Source organism: Mumia sp. zg.B17, from assembly GCF_019550915.1.
Lineage (GTDB): Bacteria > Actinomycetota > Actinomycetes > Propionibacteriales > Nocardioidaceae > Mumia.
Window position 1 is genome coordinate 568,711 of sequence record NZ_JAHWCI010000008.1, and the last position, 23,454, is coordinate 592,164.

At 71.5% G+C, this 23,454-nt stretch carries 20 protein-coding genes, 2 tRNA genes and 1 other RNA gene; 11 read left to right on the top strand and 12 right to left on the bottom strand.

The genetic code is table 11. The features are described from left to right. Positions 1-130 precede the first annotated feature (130 nt). Genes KV097_RS16105 through KV097_RS16125 form a run of 5 tightly spaced genes read left to right on the top strand, consistent with a single transcriptional unit; the run spans position 131 to position 4,423 of the window. Entirely contained in the window at positions 131-1,981 is a 1,851-nt protein-coding gene (locus tag KV097_RS16105; protein ID WP_220343109.1) for a hypothetical protein, read from the top strand. A gap of 1 nt (position 1,982) precedes the next feature. Beyond that, positions 1,983-2,192 carry a hypothetical protein gene (locus KV097_RS16110; protein WP_220343108.1) on the top strand — a complete coding sequence of 70 codons (210 nt, stop codon included), beginning with the start codon at positions 1,983-1,985 and terminating at the stop codon, positions 2,190-2,192. After that, positions 2,189-2,554, top strand: coding sequence for a hypothetical protein (locus tag KV097_RS16115; RefSeq protein WP_220343107.1), 366 nt, complete (start codon positions 2,189-2,191; stop codon positions 2,552-2,554). The genes KV097_RS16110 and KV097_RS16115 overlap by 4 nt, the downstream gene beginning before the upstream one ends. Continuing rightward, complete coding sequence (locus KV097_RS16120; protein ID WP_220366430.1) at positions 2,551-3,885, top strand: hypothetical protein; 1,335 nt, start codon at positions 2,551-2,553, stop codon at positions 3,883-3,885. The genes KV097_RS16115 and KV097_RS16120 overlap by 4 nt, the downstream gene beginning before the upstream one ends. A 43-nt stretch (positions 3,886-3,928) precedes the next feature. After that, on the top strand, positions 3,929-4,423 hold the full coding sequence (locus KV097_RS16125; RefSeq protein WP_220366431.1) for a DedA family protein: 495 nt from the start codon (positions 3,929-3,931) through the stop codon (positions 4,421-4,423). A 55-nt stretch (positions 4,424-4,478) separates the two neighbouring features. Here the strand turns inward: KV097_RS16125 and KV097_RS16130 are convergent, their stop codons facing one another. The 5 genes from KV097_RS16130 to ffs form a co-directional block, all read right to left on the bottom strand. Next, positions 4,479-7,220: a chorismate-binding protein gene (locus tag KV097_RS16130; protein ID WP_220366432.1), complete on the bottom strand. Its 2,742-nt coding sequence runs from the start codon at positions 7,218-7,220 to the stop codon at positions 4,479-4,481. After that, complete coding sequence (locus KV097_RS16135) at positions 7,217-8,227, bottom strand: alpha/beta hydrolase (RefSeq protein ID WP_220366433.1); 1,011 nt, start codon at positions 8,225-8,227, stop codon at positions 7,217-7,219. The genes KV097_RS16130 and KV097_RS16135 overlap by 4 nt, the downstream gene beginning before the upstream one ends. 12 nt (positions 8,228-8,239) lie before the next feature. Beyond that, the gene (locus KV097_RS16140) at positions 8,240-10,222 is read right to left on the bottom strand and encodes a DNA polymerase III subunit gamma and tau (protein WP_220366571.1); all 1,983 of its coding nucleotides are present in this window, start codon (positions 10,220-10,222) and stop codon (positions 8,240-8,242) included. 326 nt (positions 10,223-10,548) lie between these two features. Beyond that, positions 10,549-11,130, bottom strand: a complete 582-nt coding sequence (locus KV097_RS16145; protein WP_220343102.1) for a carboxymuconolactone decarboxylase family protein — start codon at positions 11,128-11,130, stop codon at positions 10,549-10,551. An 85-nt stretch (positions 11,131-11,215) separates the two neighbouring features. After that, positions 11,216-11,312, bottom strand: an RNA gene (gene ffs, locus KV097_RS16150) — signal recognition particle sRNA small type. 92 nt (positions 11,313-11,404) lie between these two features. On the opposite strand from ffs, the gene KV097_RS16155 reads away from it, so the two are divergent. Next, positions 11,405-11,492: transfer RNA gene (locus KV097_RS16155), tRNA-Ser, on the top strand. Between the two features lie 53 nt (positions 11,493-11,545). Here the strand turns inward: KV097_RS16155 and KV097_RS16160 are convergent. Further along, on the bottom strand, positions 11,546-13,672 hold the full coding sequence (locus KV097_RS16160; protein ID WP_220366434.1) for a DUF6351 family protein: 2,127 nt from the start codon (positions 13,670-13,672) through the stop codon (positions 11,546-11,548). A 117-nt stretch (positions 13,673-13,789) separates the two neighbouring features. Between KV097_RS16160 and KV097_RS16165 the strand changes: the two genes are divergently transcribed. Next, on the top strand, positions 13,790-14,086 hold the full coding sequence (locus KV097_RS16165; protein WP_220343100.1) for a type II toxin-antitoxin system VapB family antitoxin: 297 nt from the start codon (positions 13,790-13,792) through the stop codon (positions 14,084-14,086). A gap of 2 nt (positions 14,087-14,088) precedes the next feature. Continuing rightward, positions 14,089-14,625: a LytR C-terminal domain-containing protein gene (locus KV097_RS16170; RefSeq protein ID WP_255559786.1), complete on the top strand. Its 537-nt coding sequence runs from the start codon at positions 14,089-14,091 to the stop codon at positions 14,623-14,625. Between the two features lie 20 nt (positions 14,626-14,645). On the opposite strand, the gene KV097_RS16175 is transcribed toward KV097_RS16170, so the two are convergent. After that, entirely contained in the window at positions 14,646-15,971 is a 1,326-nt protein-coding gene (locus tag KV097_RS16175) for a S1 family peptidase (protein WP_220366435.1), read from the bottom strand. Positions 15,972-16,084: 113 nt separating this feature from the next. Between KV097_RS16175 and KV097_RS16180 the strand changes: the two genes are divergently transcribed. Then, on the top strand, positions 16,085-17,038 hold the full coding sequence (locus KV097_RS16180; protein WP_220366436.1) for a siderophore-interacting protein: 954 nt from the start codon (positions 16,085-16,087) through the stop codon (positions 17,036-17,038). Between the two features lie 9 nt (positions 17,039-17,047). Here KV097_RS16180 and KV097_RS16185 read toward each other — a convergent pair whose 3' ends face one another. The 5 genes from KV097_RS16185 to KV097_RS16205 form a co-directional block, all read right to left on the bottom strand. Further along, positions 17,048-18,811 (bottom strand): GMC family oxidoreductase N-terminal domain-containing protein, encoded by a 1,764-nt coding sequence (locus KV097_RS16185; protein WP_220366437.1) that lies wholly within the window; start codon positions 18,809-18,811, stop codon positions 17,048-17,050. After that, on the bottom strand, positions 18,811-19,743 hold the full coding sequence (locus KV097_RS16190; protein WP_220366438.1) for a hypothetical protein: 933 nt from the start codon (positions 19,741-19,743) through the stop codon (positions 18,811-18,813). Before KV097_RS16190 ends, KV097_RS16185 begins: the two co-directional genes overlap by 1 nt. A 250-nt stretch (positions 19,744-19,993) precedes the next feature. Further along, positions 19,994-20,081, bottom strand: a tRNA-Ser gene (locus tag KV097_RS16195). 50 nt (positions 20,082-20,131) lie between these two features. Continuing rightward, entirely contained in the window at positions 20,132-20,596 is a 465-nt protein-coding gene (tadA, locus tag KV097_RS16200) for a tRNA adenosine(34) deaminase TadA (protein ID WP_301021919.1), read from the bottom strand. Position 20,597: 1 nt separating this feature from the next. Continuing rightward, positions 20,598-21,074 carry a tRNA adenosine deaminase-associated protein gene (locus KV097_RS16205; RefSeq protein ID WP_220366439.1) on the bottom strand — a complete coding sequence of 159 codons (477 nt, stop codon included), beginning with the start codon at positions 21,072-21,074 and terminating at the stop codon, positions 20,598-20,600. Positions 21,075-21,185: 111 nt separating this feature from the next. Between KV097_RS16205 and upp the strand changes: the two genes are divergently transcribed. Together upp and KV097_RS16215 are read left to right on the top strand one after the other, a co-directional pair. Next, on the top strand, positions 21,186-21,824 hold the full coding sequence (upp, locus tag KV097_RS16210) for a uracil phosphoribosyltransferase (RefSeq protein ID WP_220343091.1): 639 nt from the start codon (positions 21,186-21,188) through the stop codon (positions 21,822-21,824). A 76-nt stretch (positions 21,825-21,900) separates the two neighbouring features. Continuing rightward, positions 21,901-23,451: a Re/Si-specific NAD(P)(+) transhydrogenase subunit alpha gene (locus KV097_RS16215; protein WP_220343090.1), complete on the top strand. Its 1,551-nt coding sequence runs from the start codon at positions 21,901-21,903 to the stop codon at positions 23,449-23,451. Positions 23,452-23,454: the final 3 nt, after the last annotated feature.

A 23,454-nucleotide genomic window follows, 5' to 3' on the forward strand; every position in this document is an offset into this window, starting at 1 on the left:
CGATGCTAGGGCCGGGCGAGCGATCTCGGTGTCGCCCACGAGCGACGCCTGCGTCTCCTGGGAGCGATTCGTTCGCACCCCCGATACGTGACCGTTGACATGTGACATCGCCGATGTCACACTCCGTCGCATGGCTGATCTCGGACCGTTCGCCTCCCTTGTCGCCGTTGAGCAGCCACCCGCGGGCGGTGCTGCACTGGACCAGGTCATCGGCATGTCCGTCGCCGCCGTCGTCGTCTCGGCGGCCCTGCTGTGGATCGCGTGGGCGCACCGCACCCGCCGCATCACCTGGCTGCAGCGCTTCGGCGACCGTGCCGAGCAGCGTCTCGGCCGGCCAGGCTGGGTCGCCGTCCCGGGAGCGATGCTCGCCATCGCCCTCGTCACCGCGTTCCTCGGCTTCATCTGGGACGTCAGCCTGCACGCGGGAGTCGGACGCGACGAGGGCCCGCTGGCCAACCCGGCGCACTACCTCATCCTCGTCGGCCTCTTCCTGACCTTCGTCGCCGGCGCGACTGCGATGGTGCTGCCCCTCGACGAGGTGCCTGGCCCCGCCGCCGTGAAGATCACCCGCGCCTGGCACGTCCCGGTCGGCGGGCTCCTGGTGGCCGGCGCCGGACTGTACGCCCTGATCGGCTTCCCGCTCGACGACATCTGGCACCGAATCTTCGGTCAGGACGTGACGCTCTGGGGTCCGACCCACATCATGCTCATCGGGGGTGCCGGCCTGTCGTTGATCGGCATCATCATCCTGCTCCGCGAGGGCGACCTCGCGCAGGGCAAGGTCACTGCGCCGCTGCGGGAGCTCCGGGTGCGCATCTCGTACACCGCCGCGTTCGGCGGGCTCCTGATCGGCCTGTCGGTCTTCCAGGTCGAGTACGACTTCGGCATCCAGCAGTTCCGCCAGCCGCTGCACCCCATGATGATCGCGGCGGCCGCCGGGCTCGCCCTCGTCGCGGCACGGCGCGTCCTCGGCAGGGGCGGCGCCGTCCTCGCCGTACTCTTCTATCTCGCCGTGCGCATCGGCACCGCGGTGATCGTCGGGCCCGTCCTCGGCGAGGCGTACAACGTCTTCCCGCTCTACCTGGGCACCGCGGTCGTCATCGAGGTGCTCGCTCTTGTCGCGCCGCTCTACCGGCGTCGCCTGCTGTTCGGCGCGGTCGCCGGTCTCGCGCTCTCCACCGTGGGTCTCGCGCTCGAGGGTCTCTGGGTGGAGGCTGCGTTCGTCCTTCCGTGGACGAGCGACATGTGGCTCGAAGGACTCCTCATGTCGGTCCCGGTGGGCGTGCTCGCCGGGATGGCCGGGGCACTGTTCGGGACCGCGCTCACCACCGGCGAGATCCCTGGCAAGGCCGTGTGCCGCACCATCATCGTGGCCGGCATCGTCGCGGTCGCGGTGTCACTGGGCAACGGGCTGTACGCGACCGTCCCCGACGCGACCGCGAGCGTCGAGCTCACCGACGTCGACGCAGACCCGGCGAGCCGTACGGTCGAGGCGCGTGTCACGTTCGACCCGGCCGACCTCCCCAGCGACGACCCGACCTGGGTCCAGATCACGGCGTGGCAGGGCGGTGGCGACGGCGTCGTCGTCGACCGGCTCCGTGAGACCTCGCCCGGAGTCTGGGAGACGACCAGGCCGATCCCGGTCCACGGCACCTGGAAGACGCTGATCCGCGTCTCCGACGACCGCATCCTCGCCGCGGTCCCGATCTGGCTGCCCGCCGACGCGGCGATCGATGCGGAGGAGCTCGCGGCGCCGTCCGCGTTCACGCGCGCGTTCGTCCCGGAGAGCTCGATCCTCCAGCGCGAGAAGAGCGCCGACCACCCGACGTGGCTCTGGAACGCCGCCTGCACCGTCGTCGCGATCTGCTCGCTGCTGCTGCTGTGGGCACTGGCGTGGGGTGCGGCCCGCGTCGCACGAGCCACCCCGCGCGGCACGACCGCCGACCGGCACGCAGACGACCGCCCGCCCGCCCGCGTCTGACATGCCTCCCGACGCCGTCCTGCTCGCCCACCACCCCCTGTTGCTCACGATCCCGGCCTTCGTCCCGGCGATCGCGATCACGGTGGTCGTGCTCGTAGTCGCCCGGCGCGACCGCGTCGCTGAGGCGCGCGAGCGCGCCCAGCAGGAGGAGGCCGCGCGCGACAGCGCCGATCCGACCGTCACCACCGACCAGGAAGACGACGACCGATGACCCCACCCCGTACGCTCATCGCGCTCGCCCTCGCCGGCCTGCTCACGCTCACCGGGTGTGCCCAGGACCCGCCGGTCGTGGACGGGGACGCCGACGCGCCGATCTCGATCCAGGTGCGCATCGCGGACGGCAAGGTCAGCCCGCTCGGCACCTCGTACGCGGCGGAGGTCGGTCAGTCGATCGTCCTCGACGTCACCTCCGACACCGACGACGAGCTGCACCTGCACGCCGAGCCCGAGGAGACCTTCGCCGTCACGCCCGGCACGCACCGGTTCGAGTTCGCGGTCGAGGTCCCGGGCAGCGTCTCGCTGGAGTCCCACCACGTCGGAGGGACGATCGCCACCATCGACGTCAGTCCATGATCCTCGCCCACGGGGTCGGAGGATCGACCGATCTCCCCGTACCCCTGGAGTACGCGATGGTCGGCGCCGCGTGGGCGCTGACCATCTCCTTCGCCGTCCTCGCGCTCGCGTGGCGACGTCCCCGCCTCGACCCGAGCTCGCCCGGGGTCGCCCTCCCGCAGTGGATGACCCGGGTGGTCGACAGCAATGTCACTCGTGCCGTCCTCGGCCTGGTCGGCGTCGGCTTCACCGCCTGGGTCGCCCTCGCAGCGTTCGGAGGCGACCCCGGTCCCACCAACGGCGCACCCGGTGCCTTCTACGTGCTGCTGTGGGTCGGCATCGTCCCGCTGTCGTTGCTGTGCGGCCACGTCTGGGCGTTCCTCTCGCCCGTGCGCGCGCTGCACGGCGCCGTCTGCTGGGCGCTGCGGCGCGACCCGGCCACCGGTGTGTGGACCTACCCGGCGCGCCTCGGCTACTGGCCGGCGGCGCTCGGCCTGCTCGCGTTCGTCTGGACCGAGCTGGCCTCGCCGGACCCCGGCGCGCTGGCGACCGTACGGGTGTGGCTGGTCGGCTACGTCGCGTACGGGGTGCTCGGCGGGATTGCCTTCGGGCGGCGGTGGTTCGAGCGGGCGGACCCGTTCGACGTGTACGCCGCGTTCGTCGCCGCCCTGTCTCCGTTCGGACGGCGCTCGCCCGACGACCGTCGGATCGTGGCCCGCAACCCGCTCTCCAACCTCGCCGGCCTCCCCGTCGACCGCGGGATCGTGGCCGTCGTCGCAGTGCTGCTCGGCTCGACCGCGTTCGACTCCGCGACCGGGACGCCGTGGTGGATGACCGAGGTCCAGACCTGGTACGCGGGCTCGGCAGCGCTCGCGGTGGCGTACAAGACGCTCGGGCTCCTCACGGCGGTGCTGCTCGTCGCGCTCGTCTTCGTGCTGGCCACCCGCGCCGCCCGTGGGCTGACCCCGCTGCAGCGGCGCGCGATGCCGGGAGAGCTCGCGCACTCGCTGGTCCCGATCGTGGTCGGATACGTCGGCGCGCACTACCTGTCGTACCTCGTCGAGAAGGGGCAGCGCACCGTCATCGCCCTCGCCGACCCGCTCGACCGCGGGTGGGACCTGCTCGGTCTCGGCGGCCTGCAGCCCTCGTACTGGCTGTCCGAGCACCCGCACCTGCTCGCCGTCCTCAAGGTCGGGCTCGTCCTGACCGGCCACGTCCTCGGCGTGGTCGCCGCGCACGACCGCTGCCTCGGTCTCCTGCCGCGTGCCCACCAGCTCACGGGCCAGCTCGCGCTGATGCTGGTGATGGTCGGCTACACGTTCCTCGGGCTGTTCCTGCTGTTCGCGGGGTGAGGGCGGCTGAGGAGGGAGGTGCCGCGGTTCCTAGGCTGGGGCCGTGGACCGCCCCGAAGGACCCGCCCTCTCCGTGTGGCTGTTCTTCTTCGTCGTCGTCTTCCTCCGCGCCCAGGCGACGTACTGGATCGCGCGCGTGGCCACCGTCCAGGTGCTCACCCGTACCCATCCGGCCGGGGGCTGGCGCGCCCGCACCCACGACTGGCTCGAGGGTGGCTCGGCCCAGCGCGGCGCCGACGTCGTACGGCGGTGGGGCGCGCTCGCCGTGCCAGTCTCGTTCCTGACGGTCGGGGCGCAGACCGTCATCAATGCGGGCGCGGGTGTCGTGCGGATGCCGTTCCCGCTCTATCTGGTCGCGATGGTCCCCGGCTGCATGGCGTGGGCGCTGGTGTGGACGACGATCGGGATGTCGGCGTTCTATGCGGCGGTGGGTGCCGGGCTGACGACAGGGTGGGGCGTGGCCCTCGCCGTGGGCACCGTCGTGGGAGTGGTCGGAGCGGTGGTCGCCTTCCGCCGACGCTCGCGGGCGCGCACCTAGGCGCCAGTCGTCAGCGCCAGTCGTCGGCGCCAGTCGTCAGCGCCAGTCGTCGGCGTCAGCCTCGGGACAGGAAGTTCGCCAGCAGGTCGTGCCCACGCGGCGTGAGGATCGACTCGGGGTGGATCTGCACGCCCTCGACCGGGTGCTCACGGTGGCGTACGCCCATGAGCACACCCTCGGCGTTCCGGGCGGTCGGGATCAACGCCTCCGGGAGATCCTCGACGACGAGCGAGTGATAACGCGCCGCGACCAGCGGTCCGTCCAACCCGGCATAGACGCCCTGCCCGTCGTGGTGGATCAGGGACGGCACCCCGTGGACCGGCCTCGGCGCCCGCACGACCTGCGCCCCGTACGCCTCGGCGATCGCCTGGTGCCCGAGGCAGACGCCGAGGATCGGCGTGGTCGGGCCGAGGACGCGGACGGCGTCGATGCTCGCCCCCGCGCTCGAGGGTTCCCCGGGGCCGGGCGAGATGACGACGTGGGTGAATCCACCCGTACGGCGCAGGCGCGCCAGCCCTTCCACGTCGAAGGCGTCGTTGCGCACCACCGTGGCGTCGGCGCCGAGCTCGCGGACGTACTGGGCGAGGTTGTGCACGAACGAGTCGTAGTTGTCGATCAGCAGGACGCGCGTCCCGGCGGCCGCTGAGGCAGAACGGCCAGGCGTCTCGGCCACGGAGCGGTCACCCGGGCTCGACGCTCCGTCTCGGCCCCGGTCGTCCCTGTCCCGGTCGTCCCTGTCTTGGTCGAGGCGGCGGATCCAGTCCGTCGTACGACCGGGGGCTCGTCGTACGACGCCGGTCACCTCAGCGACCGGACGGACCCGGCTGATCGCGCTCGTCACGAACACCTCGCTCGCGCCGGCGAGCTCCGCCAGCGCGATCCTGCGCTCGACCACGGGCACCGCCCGCCCGCGCAGCAGACCGAGGACGGCCTCCCGGGTGACGCCGGGCAGGATGCGCCCGTCGAGCGAGGGGGTGTGGACACCGTCGTCGAAGACCGCGAAGACGCTGCCTCGGCCCGTCTCGAGGACCGTGCCGTCCTCGTCCACGAGCAGCGGGTCCCGCGCCGGCGTCCACGGGGCGCCGGGCAGTGTGTCGAGCACCGCTCGGTCCGTCCACTTCGCGTCACCGAGCCCACCGGGCAGGGCGACCGGACACAGCGTCCAAGGATCGGACGGCACAGCGCCGGTCGGCACCGCGGTGACGGCGACGTCTCCTGTGCGTGGCTCGAGCGTGAGCCGGAGGCGGTGCGACCCCCTGAGCGGACCTGCGGCGGCCCGGGCTCGTACGGCGAGGGCCTCGCGTTCGAGACCGACGCCGTAGACCGACCGCGCCGACCGCACGAACCGCGCGAGGTGCTGGTCGAGATCGACGAGGCGCCCGTCGCGGACCAGCAGCGTGTCGAAGATGCCTGCCGCCGAGTCAGGCTGGCCCGGACCCGGACGACCAGGTCCCGCGAGGCGGGTCGGGACCACAAGCCCGCCGATCGGCGGGCGCGGCGCATGAACGGCGCCGCCGGGCGCAGGCGTCTGCAGCGTGGCACCGACCGCCCGGAGCAGTGGCGCGGCCTTCGTGAAGCACTCTCGCAGCTCGGCGTCGGGATCAGAGTCGGCGACGACCCCGCCCCCCACGCCCAGCCAGACACGGTCACCCCGGATCTCGAACGTCCGGATCACGACGCTCGCCTCCAGCCCGCGCGGCCCGGCGTGACCGATCGCGCCGGTGTACACCTCGCGCCCTGTCGCCTCCTGCTCGCCGATGATCTGCATCGCCCGCACCTTCGGCGCCCCCGTCACCGACCCGGGCGGGAAGGTCGCCCGAAGCAGGTCGGCGTCCGTCGCGTCGGCCGCGAGCGTCGCCTCGACGTCGGACACGAGGTGCCAGACCCCGGCACGACGGCGTGGTTCGGTGGTCGCGGTGACGCGGACGGTGCCCGTCTCCGCCACGCGTCCGAGGTCGTTGCGCACGAGGTCGACGATCATGACGTTCTCGGCGTGGTCCTTCACCGAGGCGACGAGGTCGGCGGGATCTGCCTCAGCAGGCGCGGTGCCCTTGATCGGCGACGACACGACGTGACGCCCGGTCCGGCGCAGATAGAGCTCCGGCGAGAGGCTGACGATCGTCCCCGACCGCCCGGCGACGTACGCCGCGTACGCCGGGGCGAGGGCGGCGACTCCGCTGAGGAACATCTCCAGCCCGGCGGCCGATCCGCCCGCGCCGTCGATCCGCGACTCCAGACGCAGGCAGACGTTGGCCTGGAACACGTCCCCGGCGTGGATGTGGGCGATCGTGCGGCGCACCGCCTCGCGGTGCGCGTCGATCCCGGGCACGGCGACGAACGGCGCGAGCCCGTACGCCGCGGGATGCGGCTCGTCACCCGCGAGCAGGCCGCACAGGCGGGCCCACCGCTCCTCGGTCTGCTCCGGCGAGGCGACCGACTCGAACCACCACACGCCGTCGATCCGACGCAGGACCGTCTCGTAGAGGGCGAGGTCGGCGTCGGGCAGCGGGTCCGTCCGAGGCGGCACGGGACCGACGTCCTCCAGCCGGGCACCGAGCTGGTAGCCCCACCACCCGATCCAGGTGCCCATCTCCCGGGCACCGTCCGGACCGGTGCCGACGTCGAACGGGTCGTCGCCGTCGGCGAGCACTCGCACCGGGTCGTACGCGACGAGAGCGCGGCCCGAGTCCCATGCCCCGACGAGCGCGACGAGCCGGTCTCGACCGCCCAACCGGCGCAGCAGCGGTCCCAGGTCCAGCGGGCCGATCCGGCGCCGGTCGGCGGCCGGCGTGGTCATCCCCCGGCGAGCTCCCGCTGGTCCGGCAGCAGGGCCGCGTCGTGCCGCAGCCACGCGTCGACCGCGTCGTACGCCCTGCTGCGCGGCTCCTCGCGCGACAGGAAGACGTCGTGACGGGCACCCTCGATCGGGACCACCCGGGTGTCGCCGCCCAGGCACCCGGACCACCGCGCGATCTGGCGGACGTCGAGGACGGCATCGGCGGAGTCGACGTCCTCGGAGTATCGCGAGGTGAAGTGCGAGCGCGTCGACCGCAGGACCAGCGCCGGGACGCCGATGTCGAGTCCACGGTGCAGCCGCGCGTGACCGACGCGGACGGCGCGGAGCCACCCGAACGTGACCGGGAAGCCGTTGAGCGGCTTCCAGGCCGTGTCGAAGTCCCACTCACCGTGGTGCGAGGCCGCGAGGCTGGTCCCGTACGCGTCGCTGGGCGCCAGCTTGACCGGCGCCGTCGGCTTGACTCGACCGACGGCCCTGATCGCCTGGGTGCCGACCGAGCGCAGGTAGGCCGCACCGTGAAGGTCGAACCACGGGCTGTTGAGGACGAGACCGGACACGCCGCCGGCTCGCCCGGCGCTCGCCCGACGCCGACGGTCGAGCCACAGCGGAAGGATCAGGCCGCCCGTCGAGTGCGCCGCCAGGAGGACGTCGGCACCGGTCTCCTCACGCACGACGGCGAGCGCCCGCTCGAGCTCCTCGTCGTAGAGCGCGAGGTCGGAGACGAAGTGGGCGGTGTGGCTGGGCTGCAACGAGCGGCCGCACTTGCGCAGGTCGAGGGCGTAGAAGGCGAACCCGCGCTCGGCGAAGAAGTCGGCCAGCTCGGTCTGAAAGAAGTAGTCGCTGAAGCCGTGGACGTACAGCACCGCCCCCTTCGCGTCCTCACCGTCGCGCGGGACACGTCGGACGAGCGTGGCGTCGATGGCCCCCTCACCGTCAGGGTCGGGCCCGAGGTCGATCCGCCGTTGCTCGTAGCCGTCACCAAGGATGTCGGGCCGCCAGCTGCTCATCGTGCTCCTCTGTCAGTCGTGCGGGATCTCGCTGATGACCTGGGCCCCGAGCGTTCTGCTGAGGAGCTCCTCGTGGGAGAGGCCGTCGTTCTCCATCGCGGGGTCGTCGACCTTGGCATGGAGGTCGGGGTCGTAGGCCTCGGGGCGCGCCGAGTCGTCACGCAGGCTGGCTCGCGCGGCCGCGATGGCGTCCGCGCTCGCGCGCTCACGAGGCGGCGGAGCCGTCGGCGGGGCGGGTGAGGGCTCCGGCATCGCCGGTGCCGCGGCAGCCTGAGGAGCGGAGCCGGTCGAGCCCGTCGGGGGCGCCGCGGACTCGTCAGGGCCGCGCGGCGTCGACCCGGCTCGCGCCGGAGCGGCCCCGCCTCCGGCGCTGGGGTCGACGATCGCCTCGACGCGCCACGTGCCTCCGAGCACGTCGACGAGCGCCTGGACGAGGATCGCGTCGGAGCCGCTGCGGGCGAACGAGTCCCGTGCGCCGCTGTTGACGAGCCCGATGGTGAGCGTGGTGCCCTCGAGCGAGTGGACCTGGGCGTTCTGGCTGAGCATCACCCAGGTGAAGCGCCGAATGACGCGCACCTTGTCGAGGATGTCGGGCCACAGACGGCGCACGTCGGCCACTCCGGGCGTGCCGGGCGGTGCGGGCTCGGTGTGCTCGGCGGCCGCGGGGGGCGCCTCCTCGACCGCCGGCGCGGGAGCCGCCGGCCTCGCGGCCTCGGTGGGTGCAGGCGCCGGCGCCGGAGTCCTTGTCGGAGTCGGAGTGGGCGCGGGAGTCGGAGTGGACGCGGGGGCCTGCGCGGGGGCCGGCGCGGGACGCTCGACCGGTGGCGGACCGTCTCCCACGATCGACAGGCGCCGCTCGATCCGGTCGAGGCGGGCCTGCACGCCGTCAGGTGTGGCGTCAGCGCCCGGCAGGAGGATGCGGGCGCACATCAGCTCGAGCAGGAGACGCGGGGCGGTCGCACCCCGCAGCTCGGTCAGGCCGGCGCTGACGACGTCGGCGGCACGGGTCAGGTCGGCGCGGCCGAACCGCGCGGCCTGGTTCTCGATGCGCTCGCCACGGTCGCCTGCGATGTCGATGAGGCCCATGCCGATGGCGTCGGGCACGTTGGCCACGATCACCAGGTCACGCAGCCGTTGGAGGAGGTCCTCGGCGAACCGGCGCGGGTCCTGCCCGGTCTCCACGACCTTGTCGACGGCCGCGAACACCGCGCCGCCGTCGCCCGCCGCGAACGCGTCGATGACCTCGTCGAGGAGCGAGTCGGGCGTGTAGCCGAGCAGCGACGCGGCGAGGTCGTACGTGACCCCGTCGTCGGACGCCCCGGCGATGAGCTGGTCGAGCACGCTGAGGGTGTCGCGGACGGATCCGCCGCCGGCGCGCACGATCAGCGGAAGCGCCGTCGCCTCGAGCGGAACACCCTCCGTACGGCCGAGCTCCTCGAGGTAGGAGGTGAGGGTCTTGGGCGGCACCAGCCGGAACGGGTAGTGGTGGGTCCGGGACCTGATCGTGCCGATGACCTTCTCGGGCTCGGTCGTCGCGAAGATGAACTTCAGGTGCGGAGGTGGCTCCTCGACGAGCTTGAGCAGGGCGTTGAAGCCCTGGCTCGAGACCATGTGGGCCTCGTCGATGATGTAGACCTTGTAGCGGCTGTTGACGGGAGCGAAGAACGCCCGCTCGCGCAGGTCGCGGGCGTCGTCGACGCCACCGTGGCTGGCGGCGTCGATCTCGATGACGTCGAGGCTCCCCGGGCCTCCGCGCGCGAGGTCGCGGCAGCTCTGGCACTCGCCGCACGGGTCGGCGACCGGGGCCTTCTCGCAGTTGAGCGCGCGGGCGAGGATGCGCGCACTCGTCGTCTTGCCGCAGCCGCGGGGGCCGGAGAAGAGGTAGGCGTGGTTGACGCGGTTGTTGGCGAGCGCGTGCCGCAGCGGGTCGGTCACGTGCGACTGGCCGATCACCTCGGCGAACGTCTCCGGGCGATAGCGCCGGTACAAGGCCATGGGTTCGTCCACGCGTCAACCCTAACGATCGTCCCTGACGTCCGAACCGCCCTGTCGTGTGCACCGTGATCGCCGTGCGATGCGCAAGGCCCCGCGACACGCGCATCGGCGTCGCGGGGCCTTCCGGGGGTTTGCATCTACGCACGGCGCCCGAGGCGCACCTGCACTGTCCTACCGTGCGATCCGGACACCGTGCAAGGGTCCAGAGAAGAGAACTTCGACCTTTTCGCGTCGTCCAGAGGGTCGTACACAGAACGTGCTTCACCATCCACAGATCGCGGCCGTTATCCACATTTTCCCCACAGGCGGCAAGGGGCTTGGACGGGCTACTCGGCGGCGACCGGCCGTCCGTACGCGACCGCAGCGACGACCTCCTCGGGCGCACCGACGACGAGCTGTCGGTCAGGCTCCGCACCCAGCGCGTCGTTGACGGTCGAGAAGGCGAGCCGTTGTGCGACGAAGGCCGTCGCCTCGAAGATCTCGCGGTCACCCAGCCCGACGGCGCGCAACCGCGCGACGTCCTCCGCGGTCGTCGCGTTCGGGTCCTGGACCACGACAGTGGCCCATGCCGCGAGGGCACGGGTCCGCGGTGCGAGTGCGTCGACGGCGCCACTGAGCACGCCGGCCGCCGTCGCCGTACCGGCCAGGCTCGCCAGCCGACGGCCCCAGGCGAGGGCACAGTACGAGTCGTGGCGCGCCGCCGCGGTCGCCGCGACGAGCACGGCGCGGTCCTCGTCGGTCAAGGCGCTGTCGCGGCTGACGGCCGCGCGTGCTGCCGTGGCCGCGTCGTTCACGTCGGGCCGCCACGCCCACAGACGGGTCAGGTTGTTGACGTACCCGTCGGACTCGAGGTCGGCGTCGTAGAGGGCGCGCACCGGGTCGTCGTGCGGAGGCTCGTCGAGGAACATCAACCCAGCATGCCCTCCGTGCCGAGCACCGAGCACGGACTTGCACGTCCCGCGCGGTTCCCTCCCGAGCTCCTGCGTCCGGACATGAAAAGGTCCCTCGCGCACCCGATAGAGCTCACTTACCCTTGCTGCCTTCCGGCCCTGGGGGAGTTGGGCGAGATACCGCCGCGCGAGGGACTTCAGTCATCGTACCGAGACCGCTCAAGCACGCGGAAGCGGGGCATCCCCTCCCCCTGATTTCGGCCCGGCCCGACCCAACAGGTAACCTGCTCGCGGAGGATTCGCATAGTGGCCTAGTGCGCACGCTTGGAAAGCGTGTTGGGTTAACGCCCTCAGGGGTTCGAATCCCCTATCCTCCGCCACACCGACGAAGGCCCGGACCGCGCTGCGGCCCGGGCCTTCGTGCACGTCGGCCTCAGAACCTCTGCCACGGACGAGCCGCCGGGGCCCAGCCGCGAGACTTCTTGGTGTAGTCGCACACGCCGTCGGGGAAGGCTGCCCGCATCCGCGACCGCTGCGCGGACGTGAACGCGACGCCGTAGTCCGACCAGCGGATCGGCCGCAGCGCGCAGGCCACGATGTCCTGGGTCATGGGCTGCCCGGCAACCTGACGCGGGTTGGAGCCGATCCGGTAGACGGAGCTGCACGCATCGCCACCCGCCTCCCAGTCGGTCGGCACGAGGCGACCGTCGGGCAGCCAGCAGGAGTCGGTGAGGGCAGCGGGCTTGTTGCGCACGACCTTGGCAGCCTTCGACCCCCGACGGTCGTCGCCACCGATCGCCGTCAGCCAGTCCTCCATCGACTGCAGCGCCTGCGCCGAGGCCGCCGCGGCCAGCTCCGGCACCGGCAGGTACGCCACGATCACCTGGTTGTCCGCGTCCCCGTTGGCCTTGCGCAACCGATCGCGCATCACGAAGGACCACTCGGCGGTGTGGAAGTTGGCAGGGACGCCCGCCACGTCGGCGTACGTGCGGAGATCGATGATCGGCGTCTCCGCGAGACCGCGGGACGCCGTGTTGAGCATGCCGTACCGGTACGACGCCCGGACCGCCCGCAGGTCGGCGCGGCTGCGTTCGGGGACCACGGCGCCGGCCGGGTCGTAGCCGCCGATGCGCTCGTTGAGCGTGACGAACTGCTCCGCATCGATCGCGCCGGACCTCAGCGCCTCGAGCCCGTACTGCTGGCCGATGTTGTCGAGCGGGCTGCGCGCGAAGCCGGTGCGCGGGTCCCGTCCGACCTGGTTGACGAACTGCTCCATGGCCGCACACCGGATGCCGTCGGGGTTGGTGACGGGATCCCAGCGAGCCTCGACCGGGATGATCGGCGGGCACGAGTCCGTGGCGGTGAGCCGGTTCCCGAACGCCACGTCCCACGACTGGCAGCTGCTCGCGTTGAGGAACCCGGTCACGGCACGCTTCTGCTCCGGGGTCCACGACGCGCCCTCGCCGGCGTAGAAGCGCTGCAGGAGGCGGCAGTCGGCGTTGACGCCGTTGGTGCTGACGACGTCGGGGAAGCTGATGCTCGGGATGATGCCGTCGACGATCCCGGGGTAGGTCTCCGCGATCGTGTACTGCTGGATCGCCCCGCCCGAGCCACCCCACCCGATCGTGTGCACCGGGACGCCGTACGTCTCGACGACGTGCTCCTTGACCATCATCGCCGTCTCGGCCGAGATGATCGGGCTGCAGTTGTTGTCGAGGACGTTGAGGGACGACGACGCGACCACGTAGCCCTTGGCCAGCATCGTGGCATCGAGGACGCCGCCGGTGGCCGCACCCTGGTGGTAGCCGCCGTTGCAGCCGCCCCCGAAGGTGTAGACGATCCGGTCGTTCCAGGTCGACTCGGGTGCCGTCGGCGACGGGTCGGTGCCGTCGTAGATTCCGGCGACCTGGTAGACCGCCCGGTTGATCGTGCCGGTCTCGAGCCGCACCACGAACGGGACGGTCCTGCCGCCGACGGTCACGGTTGCCGCGTCGGCGGGGACCTGGCTCGGGTCGGCGAGCGGCTTGAAGCTGCTCCCGGACCGGTACTGGTAGGTGACCTTGGTCGGAGCCTCGCAGTCGGGCTGCTGCGCCGGCGCGAGGCCGTACGCCTCGGTCTCGCAGTAGAACGGCTTCTGCTGCGGCCCCGACAGGAGGGGACCCGTGAGATCGTGGTTGGTGACGACCTCGGCGGCCATCGACCAGCCGCGGTGGACGGTGACGACGTTGCGTCCCTTGCGCAGCCCGGTCACGAGACCGGTGCGGCTGCCGTCGGCTTGCGCGACGAGCGAGGTCTTCGTACGCCGGCCGTTCACCAGCAGCGTCACCCGCGCGTCGGCGGCGGCTCCGGTGACCCGGACGAGGACGTCGCCACCGCTGACGAGGTCGGCTCGCGGGTTGGAGACCGTCTCGACCGCGAGGCGGCCCTTGCCCCCGCCGTGGGAACCGGGAGAGCCGTGCGCCTCCAGGGATCCGCTGGCCGGCGACGGGGCCGTCAGCACGAGTCCCGAGACCAGCAACCCGAGCGTCGGAGCCATGAACGTCGAACGCCTCAACCTCATGAGCAACGCCTCTCACCACAGGGAACCGGCGCCTGCCGGAGCGGGCGTCGGCATCCCGCGGGACGACGCTAGTGTGTGACGTCCGTCACGTCCAGATCGCCTGACTACACTGCAGGGGTGATCTTCAGAGGAGTGGGCGAGGGGCGGCCGTACCCTGACCACGGACTGACCCAGAGCCAGTGGGCAAAACTGCCGCCCCAGCAGGTCCGGCTCGACACGCTCACGACGGTCAAGCGCCAGCTCGACCTCGCCAGCCTCCTCGACGACGACTCCACGTTCTTCGGCGACCTGTTCCCGCACGTCGTCAGCTGGCAGGGCGAGCTCTACCTCGAGGACGGGCTGCACCGTGCCCTCCGCGCGGCGCTGCAGCAACGCCAGGTCATGCATGCCCGTATCTACGCGATGGACCGGTGACCATGACCCGCGGGCTGCGCACGTTCCTCACGATGTCGGTGCTGAGCGCCATCCTGATCGGCGGCACCTACACCGGTGTCCAGCTCCTGTTTGCCAAGGCGCCCGAGCTGCCAGACGCCGACGCGACGACCGCCTGCCGCAACCGCGTGCTGGAGCCCGGCGAGCAGATCGCGCCCAACCAGGTCCTGGTCAACGTGCTCAACGCCGGCGGCCTCTCCGGCATGGCGAACCGCACGGCGCTCAACCTCCAGGGCATCGGCTTCCTCCCCGGGACTGTCGGCAACGCACCGGAGGGCACGAGCATCGCCAACGTCCGGGTCGTCGCCCCAGAGCCCAAGCGGGTCGACGCCCGCCTGGTCGGAGCGCAGTTCAAGGGCAAGGTGCAGTACACGAAGGGCACCCCTGAGGACGACGCCACCGTCGAGGTCTACATCGGCAAGAAGTTCAAGGGACTGAAAAAGAACCCGGTCATGGCGCTCAAGGCCAAGAACCGCGTGACCATCTGCGTGCCCACGCTGGCCGTCGACCCTGGCGCCTGACCGGGCTCTCCCCTGTCGGGTCAGCTCGTGACCGCGATCACCCCGAGGTGGTTCGAGATCGAGTTGTAGCGCTCGGCGTACATCCGGACCCCGCTCATGTCGTACGCGACCACCATCGCCCGGATGGAGGCCCGCGACTGCGTCGTGTTGCGCTGGTAGACCGGACCGCCGCTGTCTCCCAGACGGGCGATGACCCGGTCGTCGCTCCGTCGGCCCCGCATCAGGTAGGTGCTGCACGTGGCCGGCTTGGCCGGATCGTCGCAGTACGAGGCGGACAGGCTCTTGATCTCGATCCCGCACACCGACTTCGTCACCGCGCCCGACGCACACACGTTGTCGCCGACCGCGCCGTCATTGGCCCCCGTGACCGTACGGACGTTGAAGTTGTCGAGCCCGTCTGTGTAGATCGAGTTCGTGTACGTGGAGCCGGCCAGGCGAGCCTGGTCGTAGGCGGGGTAGTTGCTCCGCCCGGCGATCTGCCCGAAGTAGTACGACCCGGAGTACCACGAGGTCCCGTTCGCGCCGCAGTGTCCGGCGGTGACCGAGTAGCGCGTGCTCGAGGACTTGCTGCGCACGGTGAAACCCGACGAGCAGACCTTGGAGGGGCTGGTGATCCGAGCGCCTCCCCAGTGCGGCGAGGTGTCGGAGGTGCGCGACGCTCGGGCCGCACTGCCGGTGTAGCGGACCACCACCGCACCCGCGCCGACTCCTTCGACCGGCGCTGCCTGCCGATCGAGCCGTGCGGCCTCTCGTGGCGGCGCGGCGGCAACGTCGACGACGACCGCTTCGAGCTCGGGATCGAGATCCATGGAGTAGCCCGCGGTCGGCGCGGCGTCGGCCGTGCGCCACTGCTGCGCCGTGACGCCGACCCAGGCGTCGCGCAGCTCCTGCGCCGTGCGCTCCGACGTCCGCACGGTGAGGAGACGGCGTGCGGTGGAGGAGAGACCAGAGGTGAGGCGGTTCACCAGTGCCGCGCCGTCGGTGCCCCGCGTCACGACGAGGGTGTAGCCGGCCGTCGGGCTCCCCGTCACGCCGATCACTCCGGCATCGAGGCTCACGGGGACTCCGTCGGCAGGCTTGTCACCCTGCGGGGTGAGCAGCTCCGTCACGCGGTCGGCGACGGCGCGCTGCAGCGAGGTCGCGATGGGACCGTCGTAGGCCAGAGCAGGCGGCTGGTCAGATGCTGCGGCTGCGTCTTCGACTGCTTCGGCCTCGGCGACGAGGGCCCGCTTGTCAGGGGTGAGTGCAGCGTCGTCGCCCTGAGCGGCACCCCCTGCGGCAGTGAGGAGCCCGATCCCGAGGACCAGGGCTGCGATGGCGGTGATGGGCTGGCGTGGAGTCGGCATGATGGGCTCCTTCGTCGCATGGCTCGTACCAGGAGGCTAGTGGGTCTTCGTCTGGACCGCTTCAAGGTTCTTTGGTTAGCCTTACCTTTAAGCCACACTCAGGAGGAGCCACGGTGACCATCACCATCGAGAAGGCCGTCCAGCCTTGGCGGTTCTTCGACGTCACCGTGGCTCGCACGGTCCGCCTCTCGCGCTCGTTCGTCCGCATCACCTTCCGGGGGGACGATCTCGACGCGATGTCGGCGAACGGTTTCGACCAGCGCATCAAGCTGCTGCTCCCGGATACGACCGGCGGCTACGAGCACGTCCCGTCCGCACCTGACTGGTACGACCGGTGGCGGAGCCTCCCCGACGAGCACCGCAACCCGATCCGTACGTACACCGTCCGCGCGTCGCGTCCCGCGCTCCGCGAGGTCGACGTCGACGTGGTGCTGCACGGCGCGACCGGACCGGCCGGCCGCTTCGCCGCGACGTGCCGACCGGGCACGCCCGCCGTGCTGATGGGCCCGAACGCCGCCCACCCCGGTCCGCACGGCGGACTGGAGTTCGCCGTCCCGAGCGCCGACCGACCCGTGCTGATCGTGGGCGACGAGACGGCGGTCCCCGCGATCTCCCGGATCCTGGAGGACCTGCCGAGCGACCGTCGCGGTCACGTCATCCTCGAGGTTCCGTACGCGGACGACATCACCGACCTCGCCCGACCCGCAGGCGTCTCGCTGACCTGGATCGCGCGCGAGGGGAGCCGCCACGGCCAACGGCTCGTCCCCGCGGTCCGACGGTGCGCCTCGGCGATGCTGGGGATCCCCGCACCGGCCGAGGGCGAGGCCGGTGACGGCGAGGCGGGTGACGTCGCCCTCGACGAGGTGGTCGGCGACGAGCTCGTGTGGGAGGTCGCGCTCGACGACCAGGGCATGCCCCTGCCCCCGACCGGCGATCTCTACGCCTGGCTGGCCGGCGAGGCGTCGGTGATCAAGACGCTTCGACGGTTCCTGGTGAGCGAGAGCGGCGTGGACCGCCGGTCGGTGGCATTCATGGGCTACTGGCGCGACGGCCGCCCGGAGATGTGACCGCGCGGATCACAGCGCCGCGCTGATCCGCGGATCGGTCGACGGCACCGGCGCCTCCGCTCCCACCCACGGGTCGCCGTCGAAGTACGTGGCAAAGATCTGCTCGGCCGTGCGCGTCGCGATCGCCTGCGTGGTCAAGGTGGGGTTCGGTCCGCCGAGGGAGTTCGCCAGCACCGAGTTGTCGGCGATGAAGAGGCGCTCCACTGCCCTGGCCTCACCCGTCGGACCGACGACCGACGTGGCCGGGTCGGCGCCCATCCTCATCGACGACTGCGTGTGGAGGATGAGCGGCGCCCAGTCGATCCGGTAGACCTTGCGCGCCCCCGCTGCGCGCAGGACCTCGGCCGCCCGGTTGGCGAGGAAGTTGCGCCGCCGCACGGTGTCAGCGGAGCGTCTCGTGAAGTCCATCTCCACCCGGGCGGGCGCGCCGTGCTCGTCGCGCGGATACAGCGGCGAGAGCCGTACGCGGTTGTCCGGCTCCACGTCGTCGGCGGTGATGACGAGGACGCCGAGGAGACGGTCGATGCCGTTGAGCATCACGTCCTTCAGCTCCGAGCCCTGGAGCCGTCCGGAGACGCCGTCCCATGCTCCGCGCTTGCCTCGGCCGAGGTCGTACATCTCGCGGATCCCGCTCCCGCTGTGGCTCATGCTGAACGCCTGGAGCGCCGGCGGAAGCCCACCCTGCTCGAGGCAGCCGTACCCCGGGAACTCCGCCCGCGCCGCCGAGGCCGGACCGCGCGACGCGCCGGTGTCGCGGTCGAACGTCCCGACCACGGAGTCGAGGTAGTGGTCGGTCAGACCCCGACCGACCCAGCCGTTCGGGTTCGGCAGTCCTGACCCCAGCCAGAGCCGCGGTGTCTCGACACACCCCCCGGCGAGGACGACCACGGCGGCGTCCTCCCGGACGGTCTCCGTGTCGTTGTCGGTCCGGTATGTCACGCCCGTAGCGACGGTGCGCCCGCCCCGCTCCTCGGTGTGGACCTGGGTCACGAAGGCGTCGGTGACGAGCTGGGCGTCACGGCCCGCCGCGGCCCACGCCGAGGCCGTCACCGCCATCGGGACATAACTGTTGTCGGTGGAGCGCCTCGCGAACTGGTTGCGCGGCGCCTTGAGCGGCGACCGGCACCCCTGCGCGCAGAACCCGCAGAAGGTGCAGCCCTGCGCCTGCGGATAGACGAGCAACGACGAGTCCGAGGTCCGACCTGCCGTCCCCTGCGGCTGCAGGATGGCGTTCTCCTGGGGTCGGAACGCGATGCCGTGGGTGTCCTTCGTCGTCTGGACGGGCAGCCCGAGGGCCTCGCACCCGTCGAAGAACACCCGCTCCTTGCGGCCCATCGGCGCCGTCTGGACGGGAAGCGTCGCCTCGACCCACTCGTAGTAGGGCACCAGCTCCTCGTACGGGAAGGGGAACAGGTGATCGGTGTCGTACGCGTCGCGGTCCGCGCCGTCGTACCCGGCGAAGGCGCCACGGTAGGCCCGAGGGCTGTTGCCGTAGTAGTGCAGCGTCGTCCCACCGACGCCGGTGACGTTCCAGAGGTAGGAGTTCTGAGGTTGGTCGCGGATCCAGGCAGGCCGGTCGCGGTCTGCGGGTCCGACGCGGAAGTAGCCGTCCTTGGGGTTGAAGGCGTCGTTCTCGAAGTGGGTCCACTCCCGCTCAGGTTGCGCGTGCGAGGAGCCGCCCTCGAGGAGCAGCACGTCGAGCCCGCGTGCGGCGAGCTCGGCGGCCACGACCGGTCCGCCGCCTCCGGCGCCGACCACGATGACGTCGCGCATCAGCCCTCCACCTCCGTCCGGCCCTGGTAGTAGCCGAGGAGCTCGGCGTGCCCGTCGGGCGGTGTGGTCCTGCCTGGCAGGTAGTTCGTCTGGTCCCACCCGATCGGGCGGCGGACGAGCCGCTTGGTGGCGCGGTCGTACGCCGACTGCTCGCTGTACATGCCGTCGGACGGCAGCGCGAGGAGCGCCATCGCGAGGTAGTGGACCAGGCCCCGCAGCTCGTCGGCGAGGAAGTCGCCCACGATCGGGCGGAGCACCTTCACCACCGTCGGCTCGTCGCTCTCCAGGTCGGCGAAGACGCGGGCCTTCTCGGCGTACCGCAACCGCGCGAACGGCGAGTTGAAGCCCAACCGCAGCAGCGACGCCGGGACCAGGACGGCCGCGGTGACGTTGAGCAGCAACGCCACCACGATGGAGGCGGGCAGGTGCTCGTCGTTCTCGAGCACGATCGTGAGCGCCTCGTCGAGGCGCTGGGCCCGCCTCAGCCCTGCCCGGGTGACCACGTACGGCAGGGGCCTCGGCAGGGCGCCGAGCTGCCGCGTCCCGTCGGTGAGCAGCGGGATGACGATCGAGTCGGGGAGCGGGATGTAGCCGTCGAGGGTGTCCATCAGGAACTGCGGCGTGCGGGTGGCGATGCCCCCGGCCTCGCGACGGACCTCGAGCTGACGGAGCGAGAAGGCGTCGGGGCCGGGATAGCAGAACGCCGCGACCCCTCCGAAGGTGTCGGCCGACAGGCGCTGGAGCTGCGGGCGCAGCCAGGCCAGGAGGGCTTCGAGGGCGTCGTCGGTGGTGGCGGCACGGGCCGGTGCGGCGAAGAGTGCGGGTGGAGCCGCGGCGGCGAGGCCGAGCACGCCGGCTCTGGCCAGGAACGCACGGCGGCCCCAGTCGGTCTCGATGGGTCGGGGGTGGTTGTCGGAAGTCGGTGCGGGCACGGGGGTCTCCTCTCGAGGACTGGCCGCACGTTTCCCACCTGCCACGAGATGTAACACAGATAGCAACTCCGAGTTGCGCCGTACGCACCCAGGCGCCTCCCCACCCAGCCCACCCCACGATTCGGTGAGGAGATCGGGGCTTTCCGCGATCGAGACCCGATCTCCTCACCGAATCGGCGGAGGGGAGCCGGCTGCAGGAGGGGGCGTACGACAGCGAGCCCCGCCCGGGGATCCCGGACGGGGCTCGTCATGGCGGTGGCGGTGGGATTTGAACCCACGGTAGGTTGCCCTACACAACATTTCGAGTGTTGCACCTTCGGCCGCTCGGACACGCCACCGCAGAAGAGATTACCGGACCTGCTGCCCGCCTCCGGAACCGGGTCAGGGCTCAGCGGTGCTCAGCAAAGAAGGCCAGCAACTGGGCCCGCGCCTCCTCGGCACGCACCCCTCCGCGGACCTCAGGGCGATGGTTGAGCCGCCGGTCCCGGACGACGTCCCACAACGAACCGACCGCGCCCGCCTTGTCGTCGTACGCCCCGAACACGAGGCGGGCGACGCGAGCGAGGACGAGCGCACCCGCGCACATCGTGCAGGGTTCGAGCGTGACGACGAGGGTGCAACCGTCGAGTCGCCACTCGCCCCGCGCGGCCGCCGCGGCCCGTAGCGCGATCACCTCGGCGTGCGCCGTCGGGTCGCCGTCGCGCTCCCGCGCGTTCCAGCCCTCGCCCAGGACGGCTCCGTCAGCGTCGACGACGAGCGCCCCGACCGGGACGTCGGCGGTCTCGAGGGCGCGTGACGCCAGGTCGAGCGCCCTGCCCATCAGGGCGTCGTCGTGGACGAGCGGGGACGACACGTCAGCCGACGAGCGCCTGGTAGGCGTCGCCGAACCCGAGCCGTTCGGCGATGTCGCCGAGCACCTCGTCCGGGTACGCGTCCGGATCGTCGAGCATCACGGCGAGATCGATCGCGCTCACACCCAGGTCGGCCAGGATCTCCATGTCACCGGCAGGCTGCGGCTCGTCGTCGTCCTCCGGGTCGGGGAGGTCGAGCTCGTCGGCGACGGAGCTGGCGAGCGGCCACTCGTCGACGGCGGTGATGTCGGACAGGAGAAGGAGCGTGCTGCGGCCCCAGACGCGCACGAGCACGAAGAAGTCCTCGTCGACGGCGACCATGCCGATCACACCGCACTCCGAAGGGAACGGGCGCAGCGCCCGCTCGACCTCCTCGATGTCTCCGGTGACACCGGCGGGAAGGCGGGTCAGCTGCCAGCCGCCCTCGTCACGGTAGGCGGCGACCGCGACATCGACCTCGCCCTGCAGATCGTCCTCCACGGCCACACCCCCTTGACGCTCGTCGTCGTGCACGTACCCGCAGGATGGCAGACGATCACACCCTCGTGTAGGGGAGTCGCCGGCAGATCGTCGCTCGGTAAGGTTCGCCGCATGGACATCCACGTCGTCGACCACCCGCTGGTGGCCCACAAGCTCACCACGCTCCGCGACTCGAGGACCGACTCCCCGACCTTCCGGCGGTTGACCGACGAGCTCGTCACGCTTCTGACGTACGAGGCCACCCGCGACGTCCGGGTCGAGCCGGTCCTCGTGCAGACCCCGGTGTCGCCGGCCGAGGGCGTACGCCTCGCGCCGCCGAAGCCGCTCATCGTGCCGATCCTGCGCGCCGGCCTCGGCATGCTCGACGGCATGCAGCGCCTGCTCCCGACGGCCGAGGTCGGCTTCCTCGGGATGATCCGCAACGAGACGACCCTCGAGCCCGCGACGTACGCCGAGCGGCTGCCCGACGACCTGACCGGCCGCCAGGCGTACGTGCTGGACCCGATGCTCGCCACCGGCGGCACCCTCTCGGCGGCGATCGCGTTCCTCGTCGGTCGAGGGTGCACGGCGATCACCGCGATCTGCCTGCTGGCCGTGCCCGAGGGCATTGCCCGTGTCGAGAACGACCTCGCCGACGTCGAGGTGCCGGTGTCGCTGGTGGTCGCCGCGGTGGACGAGAAGCTCAACGACGTGGGATACATCGTGCCGGGTCTCGGGGACGCCGGTGACCGGCTGTACGGCGTCGCCTGAGGCGTTAACCTCCGCGCAATGAGACGCACGTCTCACCCTCTGGTCGACGCCAGTCGCTGCCGATAACGTCTCCCGAATGAAGATCGGCGTGGTCAAAGAGACCTCGCCGGGCGAGACCCGTGTCGCCGGGACCCCGGCGACCGTGACGCAGCTGATCAAGCTGGGTTATGACGTCGTGGTCGAGTCCGGCGCAGGCGAGGCGTCCAGCTTTTCCGACGAGGCCTACGTCGAGGCCGGCGCCTCGGTCGTGCCCCGCGACGAGGCGTGGCGGTCCGACCTCGTGCTCAAGATCAACGCCCCCTCGCCGGACGAGATCGGCCTCCTTGCCGACCACGCGACCCTCATCAGCCTGCTGTCCCCGGCGCTGAACGAGAGCCTCGTCGACGAGCTGACACAGCGTCACCTGACCGTGCTGGCGATGGACGCGGTGCCGCGCATCTCCCGCGCCCAGTCGATGGACGTCCTGTCGTCGATGGCCAACATCGCCGGCTACCGGGCCGTCGTCGAGGCGGCGCACGAGTTCGGGCGGTTCTTCACCGGCCAGGTCACGGCCGCCGGCAAGGTCCCCCCGGCCAAGGTGCTGGTCGCAGGCGCCGGGGTCGCGGGACTGGCAGCGATCGGCGCGGCGAGCAGTCTCGGCGCGATCGTCCGCGCCACCGACCCGCGCCCTGAGGTCGCCGACCAGGTCAGGTCGATCGGCGGCGAGTACCTCCCGGTCGACGTCGAGCAGCAGGAGGCGTCCACCGACGGCTACGCCAAGGCGACCAGCGAGGACTACGACCGCCGCGCCGCCGAGATCTACTCCGAGCAGGTCCTCGACGTCGACATCGTCATCACGACCGCGCTGATCCCCGGGCGTGCCGCACCGCGGCTGCTGACCGAGGCCGACGTGGCGAGCATGAAGCCGGGCAGCGTCATCGTCGACATGGCCGCCGGCCAGGGCGGCAACGTGGCCGGCTCCGTCGCGGGGGAGAAGGTCGTCACCGACAACGGGGTGACGATCCTCGGCTACACCGACCTCGCCGGGCGCCTCCCGACGCAGGCCTCCCAGCTGTACGGCACCAACCTCGTCAACCTGCTCAAGCTGCTCACGCCGGCCAAGGACGGAGAGCTCGTCCTCGACTTCGACGACGTCGTCCAGCGCACGGTCACCGTGGTCCGAGACGGCGAGAAGACGTGGCCGCCACCCCCGGTCGCCGTCTCGGCGGCGCCCCCGGCAGCCGCTGCACCCGTTCCCGTACCCGCGACCAAGGCCAAGGCGCCGGCCAAGCCTGCCGTCACGTGGGGCCTCATCGGCACCGGGATCCTCGCGCTCTTCCTCGTCAACGCCTTCGCGCCCGCGCCGCTGCCGGAGCACATCACGGTGCTCACGCTCGCGGTCGTCGTCGGCTACTACGTGATCGGCAAGGTGCACCACGCCCTGCACACGCCGCTGATGTCGGTGACCAACGCGATCAGCGGCATCATCGTCGTCGGCGCGATGCTGCAGATCTCGGTCGACGACGGGGCCGACAACGCCACGGTGATCCGTGTCCTCTCGTTCATCGCGATCCTCTTGGCCTCCATCAACGTCTTCGGCGGCTTCGCCGTGACCCGTCGCATGCTCAGCATGTTCTCGAAGGACTGACGC